Source organism: Streptomyces sp. NPDC101110, from assembly GCF_044759525.1.
GTDB lineage: Bacteria > Actinomycetota > Actinomycetes > Streptomycetales > Streptomycetaceae > Streptomyces.
In genome coordinates, this window is the sequence record NZ_JBIVZM010000001.1 from 449,108 (window position 1) to 466,199 (window position 17,092).

Below are 17,092 nucleotides of genomic sequence, written 5' to 3' on the forward strand. Positions count from 1 at the left end.
TGGCCCTGGCCGAACCGGGCACTCCTGGCCCTGGCCGAACCGGGCGCTCCTAGCCCTGGCCGAAGCGGGTCAGGTGGTCGGCGAGTCCGGCCGCAGTGTCCCCTGCCCAGCCGACATGGCCGTCGGGGCGGACGAGGAACAGCCCGGGCCCGTACAACCCGGGTGCGGGACCTCGTACGACCGGGATCCGCGGGCCGAGGTCCGGCGCCTGGGCGTCCCCGAGGGCCAGCAGGGTCCAGTGCGGGCCGCGGAACGCGTCGAAGAGCCGGACGCCGGCCACGGACCCGTCGGGTGCGCGGTCACCCGCCCGCAGGGGGCCGGGAGCGGTCCGGGTCTCGACGGTGAGCGGTGACCGCCGGTAGCCGATGCCGAGTTGACGGGTCGCCCCGCCGCGCCTGGTCTCGCCGCGGTGCACACGGGTGGACAGCCCGAGCACCTCGGCGGCTATGGGCCGGCGCTCCTGTTCGTAGGAGTCGAGCAGGGCCGCGTCCGCGCCGTCGCGCAGCACCGCACCCAGCTTCCAGCCCAGGTTGTAGGCGTCCTGGACGCTGGTGTTGAGGCCCTGGCCGCCGGCGGGGGAGTGGACGTGCGCCGCGTCACCGGCGAGGAAGACCCGCGCGGAGCGGAAGCGGTCCGCGAGCGCCGCCCGGGGGCGGAAGTCCGAGGCCCACCGCAGCTCCGTCACGGACTCCGGCGCGAGGTGCGACCGTGCGGCGACGACCTTGCGGACGCCTTCCAGGGAGAGGTCCGGTGCCGTGCCCTCCGGGAACTGCGCCACCAGCTGGAAGTCCTCGGTGCCGGCCAGCGGGCAGACCGCCAGGAAGCCGTCGCCCGCACCGGGCGGGAAGACGTGCCAGTTGTCCCGGTCCAGGCCGTCGATCCGGACGTCCGCGACCAGGGTCGGGTGCGGGTCGACGGTCTCGCCCGTCATGCCGATGCCGAGCAGTCTGCGCACGGTCGAGCGGCCACCGTCCGCCGCCACGGCGTACCGGGCGGTGACGGCCTCGCCGGAGGTGAACTCCGCGCGCACCCCCTCCTCGTCCTGGCTCAGCCCGACGACCTCCCGGCCGAAGGAGACCTCCCCGCCGAGCTCCTCCAGCCGCGCCCGCAGGATCTGCTGCGTGCGCCACTGCGGCACCATCCACGGCTCGTTGTAGGGCGCGTCCTCGCTCGGCTCGGCCGCGTCGAACATCCGGTGCTCGCCCGCCGGTCTGCCGTCCCGCCAGATCAGCCCCACCGGGTAGGGGCCGCCCGCCGCGTGGATCGCGTCGAGCACGCCCAGGTCGTCGAAGACCTCCATCGTGCGCGGCTGGATCCCCTTGCCGCGCGAACCGGGGAACAGCGCTTCCGCCCGCTCGACGACCAGCGCTGCCACGCCCCGCCGGGCGAGGTCGATGCCGAGCGCCAGGCCCGTCGGGCCCGCACCCACCACCAGCACGTCCGTGTCCATCACGCCACCCCTCTCCTTAACGCTGTTAAGTAGTCTCGATTCCGAGGGTCGCCTTAACGGTGTTAAGTTGTCAAGCGTGAGTACGGACCGACGCGAACCCCTGGACCGCCGCCGGGTGGCGGACACCGCGCTGCGGCTGCTGAACGAGACCGGCCTGGACGGCCTGACGCTGCGGGCCATCGCCCGGGAGCTGGACGTGAAGGCGCCTGCCCTCTACTGGCACTTCAAGGACAAGCAGGCGCTGCTCGACGAGATGGCGACCGAGATGTACCGCCGGATGGTCGCCGGGGCCGCACTCGACCCGGCCGACACCTGGCAGGAGCGGCTGCTCAAGGCCAACCGGGGCCTGCGCGCGGCCCTGCTCGGCTACCGGGACGGCGCGAAGGTGTTCAGCGGCTCACGCTTCACCGGCATCGAGCACGCCGGGCAGATGGAGGACAACCTGCGGCTGTTCACGGCCGCCGGGTTCACCCTTGCCCGGGCGGCCCGCGCGCTCACCACGGCCTACCTGTACACGCTGGGCTTCGTCACCGAGGAGCAGGGCGTGCAGCCGCTGCCGGGCGAGCGCCGCGAGGGCTACGACATCGACGAACGCGCCCGCCTGATGGCCGACTTTCCCTTGTCGGCCCAGGCGGGCGCGGAGATCTTCGAGGACTACGACCGGCACTTCGAGGAGGGACTTGCCCTCGTGATCGGGGGGATCGGGGCGCGCTACGGGGTCTCATGACGCGGCCCGGCGCGTCATGAGCGTTTCGCGCGGGCCCGCCGTACGGCCCGGGTGACCACCGGCGGCAGCAGGTCCTTGGCCAGCCTGCGGGCCCGGGACGGGCCGGGCCGGGCCGGGCGCGCCGCACTCGACGCGCGGGCCTCGGGGATGGGGACCGGAGCGGGTGCGGGCTCCTCGTAGTGCCGCGAGAACGGGAAGGGCGGCGGCTTCATGCCCCGGGAACGGGTCCGGATCAGCCGGTGCCCGGCCGCCTCCTGCACACTCAGCCCGACGTCCGTGCGCAGCCGGAGCATGGCGAGCAGTTCCTCCTGGAGCGGCTCGGGATCGCCCCAGGTCGCGTACATCTTCTGCGTGCTGAGGCAGATCGGGCGCAGTCCGCGGTTGAGGACGGCCTCCCAGGCGGCGACCGAGACACCCGGGGTGTGCTCGGACCGGAAGTCGTCCAGGACCACGACGCCCTCGGGCAGCAGGATGTCGTGGGCCGCGCCGATGTCCCCGTACACGTGCTCGTACAGGTGCGAGGCGTCGATGTGGATGAAGCGGCAGGAGTCCGGGGCGACCTTCTCGTCCACCAGGGAACTGGGGCCGGTGATCACCGTCGGCAGCGAGTCGTGGAAGGAGAGGTAGTTCCGCTCGAACGCCTGCTGGGTCAGCGAGGCGTACGACTGTGCCGACTCCGCCTGGTTGGCGTCGTCGGGAGCGTCGCCCTCGAACAGGTCGCAGACCGTGAACCGCTCGCCGTCCTGGAGATGGTGGCCGAGGAGGATCGCGCTCTTGCCCAGGTAGACGCCGAGTTCCAGCAGGTCTCCCTCGAGGCCGGCCTTCGTCTGCTGTTCGAGGAACCAGGTGAACAGCGTCTGGTCCAGGGCCGGGAACCAGCCCGGTACGTCGGCGAGTTCGCCGGGGTGCTTGTCGATCACTTGTGCGTGGGTCATGAGACGAGCCTTCTCTCGGAGCATTGCCCCGGTCGACGGCCGGTTGAACGTCCCGTGAACAGGGTCAGCGGGTCTTCGACAGGGCCGCCCGCAGCCGGGGCGTCAGCGGCTTCTCCACATACTTGTGCAGCAGCCACGCCAGCAGCAGCATTGACGCCACCGTGAGCGCGAAGGTCATACCGGACGCCAGCCCCAGACCGCGGTGCAGGGCCTGGATCACCACCCAGCCGAGATGCTCGTGGACCAGGTAGAAGGGGTATGTCAGCGCGCCCGCGACCGTCAGCCACCGCCAGTTCACCCGGTCCGGCATGCCCAGCGCGATCGCGGCGACCGCCACGAAGCCGAACGTGACGACGGCGATGATCCCGAACGACGAGCGGTAGGAGAACGCCTCCGGGTCCGGGGCGTGCCACAGCGACTGCACCGCGTAGTGCTGGCCGATCAGCCAGCTCACGGCCACGATCCCCCAGCCGTGGACGTCCCGCCGGTCACGGTGCACGAGGTAGAGGCCGACACCGCCGATGAAGAAGGGCGCGTACTCGGGCATCAGCACGATGTCGAGCAGCGGCATGTCCGCGTTCTGAGCGATCACCGCCGCCAGCATCCAGCCCGCGCAGAACATGACCACCCGGCGCCGGTTCGCCCCGGGCAGCACGACGCACAGCGCGAACAGGGCGTAGAAGCGGACCTCCGCCCACAGGGTCCAGCACACCCCGAGCACCCGGTCGACGCCCAGGGGCATCTGGAGCATCGTCAGGTTCACCAGGGCGTCGCTCGGCGACACGGCCTCGTAGGCGACCACCGGCAGCGCGAAGACGGCGGTCACCAGCAGGACGGCCGCCCAGTAGGCGGGCAGCAGCCGGGAGGCCCGGGAGGCGAAGAACGACTTCAGGGAACGGCCCCAGCCGCTCATGCAGATCACGAACCCGCTGATCACGAAGAACACCTGGACACCCAGGCAACCGTAGGCGAACAGCGAGTGCAGGGTGGGGAACTGGTCCCGGGGAGAGGTGCCCCAGGCCCGGGCGACCTCACCGCCGCGCCCGCCGTAGTGGTACAGCGCCACCATCAGCGCGGCCACCAGCCGCAGTCCGTCCAGGGCGCGCAGCCGCCCGGCGGAGTCCGCTGCGCGCCGTGGGACGGTCGTGGCGCCCGGTGGTTCGACCAGCACGGCGACGCCGGGCTGGGGCTTGCGGGTGCTGACGACCGTCTCGGTCACGCTGGAAACCTCTGTGTGGCTCGTATGTCCTTTGCCTGAGCCGCCGGTGGGCGGGCGCCTGTCACCCTAGGACGAGAGTTGACGGAATCACGTTCGACGGCGACAGGCTTCGCCTGCCGGTCCCCATGGGTTCATCTGGATGTCGCCGGGGCCGGTGGGCCGCCGGGCGGGACCGGCTCAGCGGCCCACGGCCTTGCGCAGGGCCCGGGCCCGCCGGACCACCCGGCGTGCCGTCGAGTTGCGCGGCAGGAACGCCAGTCGCTGCGGAATGCCGCCGGGCAGCCCGAGCGCGGTGAGGCGGCGCTTCTTGAAGTAGCGCCGGGTGCGCGGCCCGAGGTGCCGGGCGAGGAACTGCTCGGCCTGTGGGCGCAGATCCGGGTAGATCTGCGGCTGCATGGTGAACCCGAGGGCCGTGAGCAGGCCGGACAGCTGCTCGGCCGGCAGGAGGTCGCCGTCCGCTCCGCTCTCCAGGCAGGGCAGCAGCGCGTCCGCCAGTGCGGTCGGGACCCGGTTGCTGTTCTGGTACGGCGTCAGCCGCTCCAGCAGCAGCTCCGTTCCGATGCGCGCGACCGGCAGGTCGTAGAACGCCGAGGCGGTGAACAGCGCGGTCGAGAAGCAGCCGACGACCAGCGCCGGCCGGGCCCGGTCGAACAGCACCTCGGCGAGCACCGGCGTGTCCAGCACCGTGAGGTCCACGCCGAGCTTCCCTGCCTCCGTCTCCAGCGCCCGGCTGTAGCGGGCGGGGGCGGTGGGATGGGGCTTGAAGACGACCGTGCGGTGCCCGCGGGCGACGGCGCCACGCATCATCCGCACGTGCAGGTCCTCTTCCTCCTCGGGGGAGAGGATGTTCAGCGCCGAGAGGTACTGGCCGAGCAGCAGCGCCGAGTCGCCGGGCAGGCCGGGCAGTTCGGGCACCGTCTCGGTGACCTCGCCGAGCACCTTCAGGAACGCGGGCGTCGGCACCAGGTGCGCCGGCACGCCGAACTCGGTGAGCAGCATCGGCGTGAGCCCCGGTACCAGGTCCAGGTGCAGCAGCCGCCGCACACGGGTGCCGACCAGCGGGTCGAGCTTGTTGCGGGTGGGGCCGTAGCTCATCAGCCCGTCGGCGTAGACGTCGACGGGCGCGTCGGTGAACAACTGGGCCACCGTCAGGGCGGGCGCCACCTGGATGGACTCCAGGACCAGGCCGACCCGGTCGTCGCCGAGGCCCCACAGCAGCCGCAGATAGCGCTCGAAGAGCGGGATGTCGTCGGGGCGCGGCGTCCAGGCCCCCGGGTGGAAGGGCCGGATGGCCTCGTTCCAGGACAGCACCTCGTCGAAGTGCTCCCGCAGCGGCGCGAACCCGGGCATCTCGTCGAGGGCCGGAGTGGTCTCCGGCGTCGCGGAGTTGTTGAACACCAGCAGCACCCGGCGGTCCGGCTCCTCGAAGAGGCCGGAGTCGATCGCGGCGGCCAGGGTGGCGACGCCGTACAGCGTCGAGGCGCAGAAGATCTGAGTGGTCCCGGGCATCAGGCGGCCGCTCCCGTCGTGGTCACCCGGCGCCGCAGCCGCCGCAGCTTGGACGAGCGGTCCATGTCCATGGCCTCCAGTGCGTCGGCGAGTGCGTCCTGCGGCATGCGCCTGATGGCCGCCGCGCTCATCGACCGCAGCTGCCTGGCCACGGCCGGTTCGAACCTGTCCTCGTTGGACAGGTGGTGGGCGATGATCGCGCAGTAGGTGCGCACCGCCTTTGGCAGCAGCCGGTCGGCGTCGCGGTCCGCGGCCGTCTCCTCGATCACCTGGTCGAAGGCGCGGATGAAGTCGAGCTGGCGGACATCGCCGATCTGCGTCAGGGACGAGGCGACCCCGCGCCGGTAGAACACGCCCAGCAGGCTCACCACGGCGAACGATTCCGCCTCACGGTGCAGCTTCCAGATCCACGGCCGGTCCTCCGCCGTGCGCAGTCCGTGGGTGAAGTGGAGCACGCCCTTGTCGGCGAGCCGGCGGTGGTACGCGCCGGCCCAGGCGTAGGCGTAGTCCACGGAGGTCGAACGGTGGGCCGGCAGGATCGCCTCCCGCGGGTCGCACGCCTCCCAGCGCCGGCCGACCGGGACCCGGTGCACCGAACGGGCGCGCGCGGTGGCCTGGACATGGTCGGTGCGCACGAAGTCGCACCCCAAGTCGTCCATCGCGGACACCAGTTCGCCGAGGTAGCCGGGGGCCAGCCAGTCGTCGCCGTCCAGGAACGTCAGGTACTCGCCCTGCGCCGCGTCCAGACCGGTGTTGCGGGCGGTGGCGAGCCCACCGTTGCGCTCATGGCGGATGTACCGCACCTGGGCGACATCCGAAAGCTCCTCGGCCGCTCGTTCGAGAATGGCCGGAGTTTCATCCTTCGAATGGTCGTCGACCAGGATGAACTCGAAATCTCGGTCGGCGTTCAACCGAAGGCTTCTGAGGGTGTCCGGGGCATATTGCTGCACGTTGTAGAACGGCACGATCACGGAAAGCTTAGGCACCCGCAAAACGTTAGGAGGCCGCCCGGCAGCGGAACTTTACGATGAAGGTACACCGGGTGAACTCGATGTGTCAGAACGGTGCACCCCGTGTACTTCCCGCCTTCCAGCAGGCCAGTTCGGCTCTCAGTGGGCTGTTGTTAACTTCTCGTTGAATCGCGGTTCCGCCATACCTAGGATTCGCTTCCTAGCGTCTTCGACGTGCCAGTAAGTACACCGAAGCGCCCGCGAATCGCCGTCCTCGCGGACTCAGACACCCGCTGGAAATGGGGTGCGCTGACCGCCGACCGCATCGCCCCGGAACCGTCCATGGAAGCCGCATTGCGCGAAGCCGCGCAAGCCGGCCCCCTCCTCGACGGCTTCCTGCTGCGCGGCCGGGCCACACCCACCCCGCGCCAGCTGAGGGAAGTGGGCGTGCGTGCCGACTCGCTGCGCGAGGTCACCGCCGTGGAGTTCCTGAACGCCATGGCCGAGGGGTCCTACGACGTCGTGGTCCTCTCCCTGGTCGGCGGCGGTGTGCAGGCCATGCTGCACGGCCTGGCACGCGTCTGGGAGCACCGCACGCAGCGGCCCGTCGTCGTCACCGGCTACGTCGGAGTCGTCTACGAGAAGCTCGCCGACGGCCTGCTGCTGCGGCACGGCGCGGACCTGGTCCTCGCCAACTCCCGCCAGGACGCGGACCGTTTCCGGGCCGTCTACGAAGGGGTCGGCGCCGACGCCTCCGCAGTGACCGAGGTGGCCCTGCCGTTCCTCGGCGGTGCGCCGTACGAGGGTGAGCACGACCCCTGCACGGTCGTCTTCGCCGCCCAGCCCTCCGTCCCGGACAGTCGCAAGGACCGTACCTACCTGCTGAACCGGCTGGTCCAGCACGCCCGCAGGCACCCCGAGCGCGAGGTGCTGCTGAAGCTGCGCTCCAGGCCCGGCGAACACACCACCCACATCGAGGAGTTGCCGTACCAGAAGCTGGTGCAGCGCCTCGATCCGCCGGCCAACTTCCGCCTGGTGTACGGGAACATGGGCGAGGTCCTCGACCGGACCGATCTGCTGGTGACCGTCAGCTCCACCGCCGCCCTGGAGTCGCTGCACCGCCGCATCCCGACGGTCGTGCTGACCGACCTCGGCGTCCGGGAGTCGCTCGGCAACCACCACTTCGTCGGCTCCGGCTGCCTCGCCTCCTGGGACCAGCTCGACGCCGGGCACCGGCCCGTGCCCGACGAGGAGTGGGTCGCCCGGCAGGGCGTCGCGGCGGACGGTTCGTACGACTCCGCCTTCGACGCGGCACGCAAGCGCATCGCCGAGCTGCTCGGCCGGCCCGGCGGCCTGCCCCCGCTGGCCCCGTACTACACCCCCGTCACCGCGCCCGGCTACCTGCCCGGGATCCTCGCCCGCCACCACCTCGCCCCGGACGGCACCCCGCTGCCCGGCGCCCCCGCCGCCGACAAGGACCCCGGACCGCTCCGCCAGATCGTGCGCCGGGCCGCGCGCGGCGCCTACCGGCACGGCGTGCAGCGCGTGGCGCCCGTCATCCGGCGGATGGGGGAGCTGTGAGCCGCACCGAGACCCCTGCCCAAGGAGTAGATCCCATGTCCCACCCGGAAGCGGGCTGCGGCGCCTCGGTGCGCCGCGTGCTCGCGGTGATCCCCGCGCGCGGCGGCTCCAAGGGCGTGCCCGCGAAGAACCTCCTGCCCGTCGGCGGAGTCCCGCTGGTGGCGCGGGCGGTGCGGGAGTGCCGCGCCACGCGGCTCGTGACGGACGTCGTCGTCTCCACCGACGACCGGGCCATCGCGGCGGCCGCCCGCGAGGCCGGGGCCGAGGTCGTGCTGCGCCCCGCAGCCATCGCCGGTGACACCGCCACCTCCGAGGCCGCCGTCCTGCACGCCATGGACGCCCACGAGGCCCTGCACGGGGCGCCGGTCGACGTCGTTCTGCTCGTGCAGTGCACCAGCCCGTTCATCGTCCGCGAGGACATCGACGGGGTGGCGGGCGCGATCGCCGAGAACGGCGCCGACACCGCGGTGACCGTGGCGCCCTTCCACGGATTCGTCTGGCGCGACGCGGAGGACGAGACAGCGGCGGGCTCCGTCGCGGACACCGAAACCGACACCGACACCGACGCCGCCGTCGGTGGCGGCTACGGCGTCAACCACGACAAGTCCTTCCGGCCCCGCCGCCAGGACCGCCCCCAGGACCTGCTGGAGACCGGGGCCGCCTACGCCATGGAGGCGACCGGCTTCCGCAAGCACCGGCACCGGTTCTTCGGCCGCACCGAACTGGTCCGCACCGACCCCGCGCGCGTGCTGGAGATCGACGACCCGCACGACCTCGAACGCGCCCGGGCCCTCGCGCCGCTCTTCGACGCGGACCGCCCCGGCGCCCTCCCGACCGCCGACGACATCGACGCGGTCGTCCTCGACTTCGACGGCACCCAGACCGACGACCGGGTGCTGGTCGACTCCGACGGACGGGAGTTCGTCTCCGTGCACCGCGGGGACGGACTCGGCATCGCAGCGCTGCGCAGAAGCGGCCTGAAGATGCTGATCCTCTCCACGGAACAGAACCCCGTGGTCGCCGCCCGGGCCCGGAAGCTCAAGCTCCCGGTGCTGCACGGCATCGACCGCAAGGACCTCGCCCTCAAGCAGTGGTGCGAGGAGCAGGGCATCGCGCCGGAGCGCGTGCTCTACGTCGGCAACGACGTCAATGACCTCCCGTGCTTCGCCCTCGTGGGCTGGCCCGTGGCGGTCGCGAGCGCCCACGACGTCGTGCGCGGCGCCGCACGCGCGGTCACCACCGTCCCCGGCGGCGACGGCGCGATCCGGGAGATCGCCAGCTGGATCCTCGGCCCCTCTCTCGATTCCCTCACCAAGTAAGGAACGCAACGCCATGAGCAACAACTCCCGCATCCGCACCTTCGGTACCCGCGAGGCCGGTCCCGGCCGCCCCGTCTACGTCACCGGCGAGATCGGCATCAACCACAACGGCGACATCGAGAACGCCTTCAAGCTCATCGACGCCGCCGCCGAGGCCGGCTGCGACGCGGTCAAGTTCCAGAAGCGCACCCCGGAGATCTGCACCCCGCGCGACCAGTGGGACATCGAGCGCGACACCCCCTGGGGCCGGATGACGTACATCGACTACCGCCACCGCGTGGAGTTCGGCGAGGAGGAGTACGGCCAGATCGACGCCTATTGCAAGAAGAAGGGCATCGACTGGTTCGCCTCCCCGTGGGACACCGAAGCCGTCGCCTTCCTGGAGAAGTTCGACGTCCCCGCCCACAAGGTCGCCTCCGCCTCCCTCACCGACGACGAGCTGCTGCGCGCCCTGCGCGCCACCGGCCGCACGATCATCCTCTCCACCGGCATGTCGACGCCGAAGCAGATCCGCCACGCGGTGGAGGTCCTGGGCAGCGAGAACATCCTGCTCTGCCACGCCACCTCGACGTACCCGGCGAAGGCCGAGGAGCTCAACCTCCGCGTCATCAACACCCTCCAGGCCGAGTACCCGAACGTCCCGATCGGCTACTCCGGCCACGAGACCGGCCTGCAGACCACCCTCGCCGCGGTCGCCCTCGGCGCCACCTTCGTCGAGCGCCACATCACCCTCGACCGCGCCATGTGGGGCTCGGACCAGGCCGCCTCCGTCGAGCCGCAGGGCCTGTCCCGCCTCGTCCGCGACATCCGCACCATCGAGGCCTCCCTCGGTGACGGCGTCAAGAAGGTCTACGAGTCCGAGCTCGGCCCGATGAAGAAGCTGCGCCGCGTCGCCGGCGTGGTCGCCGAGGCGGAGATCGCCACGGCCGCGGGCGAGCCGGTCGGCGTCTGAACGCCCCACTCCCACCACCCCCCTGACGACGGGACGGTCGTACGTCGATGAGCCCCCGCGCCGGGAACACCGGCCCCCGCACTCTCGCCTTCGTCGAGAGCCCGGTACAGCTGCTGAACGTGCTGGAGTGGGCGCACGCGCATGCGCCCGGCGTGGGGCTCACCCTCGTGGTGCTGTCACCCGTCGACCCGATGACGCGCGGCCAGCTGCGGCGGATGTCCGACCTGGCCCGCGACGAGGGGCACGAGGTCCGCTGGGAGGAGGCCAGGGGCGGCCCGCTGGCGCCCTTCCAGACCATCGGCGGGCTGACCGCCCTGCTCCGCAGGGCGCGCCGCGTCGTGCTGGGGGATCCCTTCTCCCGCTACGTCCAGCTGCTGCTGACGATCACCCGCGCCCGTGACCTGGTCGTCGTCGACGACGGCACGGCGACGATGGAGTTCGTCGGGCAGCTGGCCCGCGGCGAACGGCTGGTGCGCTGGCACCGCAAGGGCGGCCGCCCCGGCCCGCGGGACGTGATCTTCGCACCGGTGTCCGCCTCGGCCCGCCGCCGGCTGACCCCCGGCGACCGCCGCCGCATCGAGATCTTCTCCTCCATGCCCATGGAGGAGACCCCGGCGGGTGTCACGGTGAGCGCCAACGACTTCGCCTGGACCCGGGCCCGCTTCGGCCCGCCCCGGATCACCAAGGGCGCCGACCTGGTCGGCACGTCCCTGGTGGAGACCGGCGTGGTGGACGACGGCCGCTACCTGGAGGCGGTCCAGGCCCTGGCCGCGGCGCACGGGGCCACCCGCTACTTCGCCCACCGCCGCGAGAGCACGGACAAGCTCCACCGTCTCGCGGTCGAGACGGGCCTGGAGATCGTCCGCCCCGAACTCCCCCTCGAACTGATCGCCCGCCGCGGCCCCATCGGCCGGACGATCCTCAGCTTCCCCTCCACGGTCGTCCACACCCTCCCGCTCGCCCTGTCCGGCACGGAGGTACGCGTCGCCGTCTGCGGCATCGACCCCGCCTGGCTGACCGAGAACGCCTCCCCGCGCGCCCAGGGCTTCCTGTCCGGGGTCACCGGAACGGCCCGCGACGTCCACCGCCTGTCGCCGACGGACCCGGCGGCCACCCCGAAACCGTCGAGCCCGCCCACCCCGGCGCCCTTCACCGCGACGCAGCCCCCCGCCGATCCGCCCGCCCCGGCGCCCCTCCATGCCACGCAGTCTTCGGCCGGACCTTCCGCGCGGGCGCCCTTCACCGCCACGCCACCGTCCGCCGGACTGGTCGGTCCGGCGGCGTCGTGACGCGTCCCGCTCATTCCTCCCGCGGCCCCGGCCCGGGCCTGCGCGCCAGCAGGAACGCGCGGGGCAGTTCCTCCCCGGCCTCCGGCTCGCGCAGCACGCGGGCGCGCAGGTCGAGGCCGGCCTTCGCGAGGTGCCCGATGACGGTGTCCGGGGTGCGCCAGTAGCAGTCGAGCGCGATCTCCTGCCCGAAGCGCTCGGTCAGGCGCCGGTGCCCGTCCTGTGCCCCGCACGGGAAACCGAGCAGCACCGGCGTGCCCGGCAGCAGGACGCGGTGGAACTCGGCGAACACGGACGGCAGGTGCTCGTCCGGCACGTGGATGATCGAGTGGAGCGCGACGATGCCGCCGAGCGTCTCGTCCGGCAGGTCCAGGGCTGTCATCGACCCCACGTGGAAACGGAGCTCCGGGTGCGCCCTGCGGGCCAGGGCAACCATGCGGGGCGAGATGTCGACCCCGAACACCGGCAGCCCCGCGTCGCGCAGCCGTGCCGTCACGTGCCCCGGTCCGCTGCCGAGGTCCGCGACCGGTGGCCGCCCGGGCACCCCCGGCGCCCCGGTCAGCTCCACGAAGGCCGACAGCAGCGCCCGCTCCAGCGGTCTCCCGGCCAGGCTGTCCGGGTGCTCGGCGGCATAGGCCTCGGCGACGGCGTCGTACGAGGCTCGCGTGGACTCCAGGAATTCGGGGGCGCGCACGGGCCGCACACTAGCGGGGGCGGACGTCCGGCAGATGAACACGCCCGTGTTCGCCGAGCAGGGCGTGGTATCCGTGGAGAGGATGGATGGATACCGGAGTCCCGACGTCGATGTGATCGAAGTCACACTCCGGGGGGTGGATGGCCCGGTCGGCCCCAAAAAGGCGGGCGAGTTTACCCATCCCACTTGATAGCCATGCGTCAGGCGGTCATATTTTCTCCCCTATCGGGTTGAAGTTTTGTTGATCCAGGGTCGGTCGACCGCCCGGGCGCCCTACCCTTCAGAGGGTGAAGCCACTGATGTCACTGGAGTCCGAGGTCGATCTTCCCGGCGGAGCAGTCCTTCCCGGTGCACTGCCCGACGCCCTGCGGGCCGAGCTCATCGCGTTCCGGCGCGACCTCCACATGCACCCCGAGCTCGGCAATCAGGAGTTCCGCACGACCGCCGCGATCAAGGAGCGGCTCGAGCGGGCCGGCCTCAAGCCGCGCGTCCTCGCCGTGGGGACCGGACTCGTCTGTGACATCGGCGTGGAGGGCGAGCAGTGGGACGGCGGTCCCAGCATGCTCGCCCTGCGGGCCGACATCGACGGCCTGCCCATCCCGGACACCAAGACGGAGTGCCCGTACCGCTCGACCGTGCCCGACCGCGCGCACGCCTGTGGTCACGACGTGCACACCACCGTCGTCCTCGGCGCCGGACTCGTCCTCGCCGAGCTGCACCGCCAGGGCGCGCTGCCCCGCCCCGTCCGGCTGATCTTCCAGCCCGCCGAGGAGGTGCTGCCCGGCGGCGCCGCCGACGCCATCAAGTGCGGGGCGCTGGAGGGCGTCGGTGCGATCATCGCCGTGCACTGCGATCCCCGGGTGGACGCCGGCAAGATCGGGCTCCGCGAGGGACCCATCACCTCCGCCTGCGACCGGCTGGAGATCGGCCTCGACGGCCCGGGCGGCCACACCGCCCGCCCCCACCTCACGACCGACCTGGTCACCGCCGCCGCCCGCGTCGTCACCGACGTGCCGGCGCTGGTCAGCCGGCGTTTCGACAGCCGCAGCGGGCTCGCCATCACCTGGGGCCGCGTCGAGTCGGGCCACGCGCCGAACGTGATCCCGCAGCACGCCGAGCTCTCCGGCACCGTGCGCTGCCTCGACCTCGAGGCGTGGCGGCAGGCGCCCGACGTGGTGGTCGCGGCCATCGACGAGATCGCCAACCTGCACCGCGCCAAGTCGGAGATCAACTACGTGCGCGGCGTCCCGCCCGTGGTCAACGAACCCGGCGTCACCGAGCTGCTGCGCGAGGCGATGATCGCCCGGCGCGGGGTCGAGTCCGTCGAGGGCACCGAGCAGAGCCTCGGCGGCGAGGACTTCTCCTGGTACCTGGAGCAGGTCCCCGGCGCGATGGCCCGCCTGGGCGTCCGCACCCCCGGCGAACGCCAGATCCGCGACCTCCACCAGGGCGACTTCGACGTGGACGAGTCGGCCATCACGGTAGGAGTGGAACTCTTCACGGCAGCGGCCCTGGTCAACGGCCTCCGCTGAGCGTCCCCTCTCGGGGCGCGCGAAACCGCGCGACCAGCCACGACGGCGCCGCACGAACGGATGGGCGCGGGGAACTGCGCGACCAGTCACGACGGTGCCGCACGAACGCATGGGGGGCGCGGGGAACTGCGCATCCCGCGAACGGCGCCGCACGCTCGTTCTCAGGTACGCGGGGGGCACCGCGCGCCCGGGCCGCGACGCCGCCGCACAAGGGCGAAAACCCCGAGCCCCCACCCCGTTCACCCCGGCGGAGCCTCCGGTTGCGAGCGGCGCAGCCGCACGGCAGCCTGGTGCGCGTCACGAGGTAGGCACGCGCCGTGTTCCCGACTACACCTTTCGACCCCGTTCACTCCCGTGGTTCACAAGGGCGTAACCGGCCATCGGCACGAATGGATAACGGCCCCCCGGCGAACCGTTCCCAGGAGTGTCTACGCGCGTTAATGTGCGCCGAACCGAGCACCCATCGCGGGGCTTTGGAGAATGGGGAACTTCAGATGCGTCGGATTTCCAAACTGACCCGTGTCGCGGTGGGGGTCGCGTCGCTCGGGCTCGTCGCCACGGCCTGCGGCGGCACCAGCAGTGACAGCGGCGACAGCGACAGCAACGACAAGGGCCTCGCCATCGCGTACGACGTCGGCGGCAAGGGCGACCAGTCCTTCAACGACGCCGCCTACGCCGGCCTGACCAAGGCCAAGGACGAGTTCGGCTACAAGACGGCCGACATCGAGCCCACTGAGGGCGAGACGGACGCCGACAAGGAGCAGCGCCTGGCGTCGCTGGCCAAGCAGGGCTACAACCCGGTCATCGGCGTCGGGTTCGCCTACGGCCCGGCGATGAAGGCCGTCGCCGCCAAGTACCCGAAGACCACCTTCGGCATCGTGGACTCGGTCGTCGAGGGCAAGAACGTCGCCTCCCTCGTCTTCGCCGAGGAGCAGGCCTCGTACCTCGCCGGTGTCGCGGCCGCCAAGGCCACGAAGACCGACGTCGTCGGCTTCGTCGGCGGTGTCGACGTGCCGCTGATCCACAAGTTCGAAGCCGGCTACAAGCAGGGCGTGCAGGACACCAACCCCAAGGTGAAGGTCCTGTCCCAGTACCTGACGCAGACGGCCGAGGAGGGCGGCTTCTCCAGCCCCGACAAGGGCAAGGCCGCCGCCGAGGGTCAGATCGAGAAGAAGGCGGACGTGCTCTACGCGGCCGCCGGTCTGTCCGGTCAGGGCGTCATCGAGGCCGCCGCCAAGGCGAAGGTCTGGGCGATCGGCGTCGACTCCGACCAGTACAAGCAGGCCGCCCTCGCGCCGTACAAGAACTACATCCTCACCTCCGCGCTCAAGGACGTCGGCGGCGCCGTCTACACACTGTCCAAGTCGGTCCACGACGACAAGCCGCTGACGGGCACCCAGACGTTCGACCTGAAGGTCAACGGCGTGGGCCTGTCCGAGTCCAACCCGCAGTACGCGAAGGTCGCGGGTCTCGAGGACGCGGTGAACAAGGCCAAGCAGGAGATCATCGACGGCAAGATCAAGGTCAACACCGAGTGATCCGACCGGTCTGACCGGCCGGAGCGGGCGGGCACCCCCTGGGGTGTCCGCCCGCTCCGCGTTCCCCGGCCCCCACCCCGGGAAGCGGATCACCCAGCGCCACACCCCGTTCGCGGTCGGCAACGGCCCGGCCAAGGACCGGTGATGGCTTGGCCACGGGCGCATAACAAGGTGGACAGAAGGGGTTTTCAGGCAGGTCTACGCGCGTTAATCTGCGGCGAAGCCAGCGCTGAAGCTGAACCGTCCGGCGCTGTGCACCTCGGTTGTACGACAGGAGCACCCACACATGCGCCGGATTTCCCGGATCACGGTCGCAGGCGCAGCGACCGCCTCCCTGGCCCTCGCGCTCTCCGCCTGCGGCGGCACCTCGACCTCCGCCGGGTCGTCGGACTCGAAGGGCGACAAGGGCCTCGCCATCGCCTACGACGTCGGCGGCAAGGGCGACCAGTCCTTCAACGACGCCGCGTTCGCGGGCCTGGAGCAGGCGAAGAAGGAGTTCGGGTACCAGACGGCCGACGTGGAGCCCACCGAGGGCGAGACGGACGCCGACAAGGAGCAGCGCCTGGTCTCGCTGGCCAAGCAGGGCTACAACCCGGTCGTCGGTGTCGGCTACGCCTACGCCGCCGCCGTCAAGGGCGCCGCGGAGAAGTTCCCGAAGACCACCTTCGGCATCGTCGACGACGCCACGATCAACACCAAGAACGTGGCCGACCTGGTCTTCAACGAGGAGCAGGCCTCGTACCTGGCCGGCGTCGCCGCCGCCAAGACCAGCAAGAGCAAGGTCGTCGGCTTCGTCGGCGGCGTGGACATCCCGCTGATCCACAAGTTCCAGGCGGGCTTCGCGCAGGGCGTCAAGGACACCGACCCGAAGGTCAAGGTGCTCTCGCAGTACCTCACCCAGACGGCCGAGGAGGGCGGTTTCGCCAGCCCCGACAAGGGCAAGACGGCTGCCGAGGGCCAGATCGAGAAGAAGGCCGACGTCGTCTACGCGGCCGCCGGTCTGTCCGGCCAGGGTGTCATCGAGGCCGCCGCCGCCGAGAAGGTGTGGGCCATCGGTGTGGACTCCGACCAGTACCAGCAGGAGGCCCTTGCCAAGTACAAGGACTCCATCCTGACCTCGGCGATGAAGGACGTCGCCAAGGCGGTGTACAACCTGGCGAAGTCGGTCGAGGACGGCAAGCCCGAGACCGGTATCGTTCGAGGCGATCTGAAGACCGGCGAGGTGAGCCTGTCGAACTCCAACCCGAAGTTCGCGGACGACGCCGAGCTTCAGGCAGCCCTGAAGACGGCCAAGGAGAAGATCATCAGCGGCGAGATCAAGGTCAAGAGCAGCTGACGAGCGACTGCCTCGAAGCAGGCGGTGACCCCCGGGGTCACGTCCGCTCGACGGGGTACGGGGG

The 17,092-nt window shown here is 71.4% G+C and carries 13 protein-coding genes and 1 pseudogene; 8 read left to right on the plus strand and 6 right to left on the minus strand.

Annotated features, from left to right (window positions below; all coding sequences use genetic code 11):
* Window positions 1-49: 49 nt before the first annotated feature.
* A complete protein-coding gene (locus tag ACIQU3_RS02150) occupies window positions 50-1,450 on the minus strand; it encodes an FAD-dependent oxidoreductase (RefSeq protein ID WP_403923216.1) in 1,401 nt (466 codons plus the stop codon).
* A gap of 76 nt (window positions 1,451-1,526) precedes the next feature.
* Here ACIQU3_RS02150 and ACIQU3_RS02155 point away from each other — a divergent pair, with 76 nt between their 5' ends.
* A complete protein-coding gene (locus tag ACIQU3_RS02155; protein ID WP_403724764.1) occupies window positions 1,527-2,177 on the plus strand; it encodes a TetR/AcrR family transcriptional regulator in 651 nt (216 codons plus the stop codon).
* A 14-nt stretch (window positions 2,178-2,191) separates the two neighbouring features.
* Here the strand turns inward: ACIQU3_RS02155 and ACIQU3_RS02160 are convergent, their stop codons facing one another.
* The 4 genes from ACIQU3_RS02160 to ACIQU3_RS02175 all read right to left on the minus strand — a co-directional run bounded on the left by ACIQU3_RS02160 (window position 2,192) and on the right by ACIQU3_RS02175 (window position 6,826).
* Window positions 2,192-3,112 (minus strand): class I SAM-dependent methyltransferase, encoded by a 921-nt coding sequence (locus ACIQU3_RS02160; protein ID WP_403923036.1) that lies wholly within the window; start codon window positions 3,110-3,112, stop codon window positions 2,192-2,194.
* 64 nt (window positions 3,113-3,176) lie between these two features.
* On the minus strand, window positions 3,177-4,331 hold the full coding sequence (locus tag ACIQU3_RS02165; protein WP_403923038.1) for an acyltransferase family protein: 1,155 nt from the start codon (window positions 4,329-4,331) through the stop codon (window positions 3,177-3,179).
* A gap of 177 nt (window positions 4,332-4,508) precedes the next feature.
* Window positions 4,509-5,840: an alpha-2,8-polysialyltransferase family protein gene (locus ACIQU3_RS02170; protein ID WP_403923040.1), complete on the minus strand. Its 1,332-nt coding sequence runs from the start codon at window positions 5,838-5,840 to the stop codon at window positions 4,509-4,511.
* Window positions 5,840-6,826: a glycosyltransferase family 2 protein gene (locus ACIQU3_RS02175; protein WP_403724779.1), complete on the minus strand. Its 987-nt coding sequence runs from the start codon at window positions 6,824-6,826 to the stop codon at window positions 5,840-5,842. The genes ACIQU3_RS02170 and ACIQU3_RS02175 overlap by 1 nt, the downstream gene beginning before the upstream one ends.
* A 198-nt stretch (window positions 6,827-7,024) precedes the next feature.
* Here ACIQU3_RS02175 and ACIQU3_RS02180 point away from each other — a divergent pair, with 198 nt between their 5' ends.
* The 4 genes and pseudogenes from ACIQU3_RS02180 to ACIQU3_RS02195 form a co-directional block, all read left to right on the plus strand.
* Window positions 7,025-8,371 (plus strand): DUF6716 putative glycosyltransferase, encoded by a 1,347-nt coding sequence (locus ACIQU3_RS02180; RefSeq protein ID WP_403724781.1) that lies wholly within the window; start codon window positions 7,025-7,027, stop codon window positions 8,369-8,371.
* A gap of 35 nt (window positions 8,372-8,406) precedes the next feature.
* Window positions 8,407-9,690 carry a cytidylyltransferase domain-containing protein gene (locus tag ACIQU3_RS02185; RefSeq protein WP_403923041.1) on the plus strand — a complete coding sequence of 428 codons (1,284 nt, stop codon included), beginning with the start codon at window positions 8,407-8,409 and terminating at the stop codon, window positions 9,688-9,690.
* 13 nt (window positions 9,691-9,703) lie between these two features.
* A complete protein-coding gene (locus ACIQU3_RS02190) occupies window positions 9,704-10,642 on the plus strand; it encodes an N-acetylneuraminate synthase family protein (RefSeq protein WP_366714167.1) in 939 nt (312 codons plus the stop codon).
* 47 nt (window positions 10,643-10,689) lie between these two features.
* Window positions 10,690-11,736: pseudogene (locus ACIQU3_RS02195) on the plus strand (hypothetical protein); the annotation flags it as partial.
* A 205-nt stretch (window positions 11,737-11,941) separates the two neighbouring features.
* Here the strand turns inward: ACIQU3_RS02195 and ACIQU3_RS02200 are convergent.
* Entirely contained in the window at window positions 11,942-12,631 is a 690-nt protein-coding gene (locus ACIQU3_RS02200; protein WP_403923043.1) for a class I SAM-dependent DNA methyltransferase, read from the minus strand.
* Window positions 12,632-12,921: 290 nt separating this feature from the next.
* Between ACIQU3_RS02200 and ACIQU3_RS02205 the strand changes: the two genes are divergently transcribed.
* The 3 genes from ACIQU3_RS02205 to ACIQU3_RS02215 all read left to right on the plus strand — a co-directional run bounded on the left by ACIQU3_RS02205 (window position 12,922) and on the right by ACIQU3_RS02215 (window position 17,028).
* Window positions 12,922-14,154 carry a M20 family metallopeptidase gene (locus ACIQU3_RS02205; RefSeq protein ID WP_403725606.1) on the plus strand — a complete coding sequence of 411 codons (1,233 nt, stop codon included), beginning with the start codon at window positions 12,922-12,924 and terminating at the stop codon, window positions 14,152-14,154.
* A gap of 494 nt (window positions 14,155-14,648) precedes the next feature.
* Window positions 14,649-15,692, plus strand: a complete 1,044-nt coding sequence (locus tag ACIQU3_RS02210) for a BMP family protein (protein ID WP_403724790.1) — start codon at window positions 14,649-14,651, stop codon at window positions 15,690-15,692.
* 286 nt (window positions 15,693-15,978) lie between these two features.
* On the plus strand, window positions 15,979-17,028 hold the full coding sequence (locus tag ACIQU3_RS02215) for a BMP family protein (RefSeq protein ID WP_403724793.1): 1,050 nt from the start codon (window positions 15,979-15,981) through the stop codon (window positions 17,026-17,028).
* The last annotated feature ends 64 nt before the right edge of the window (window positions 17,029-17,092 follow it).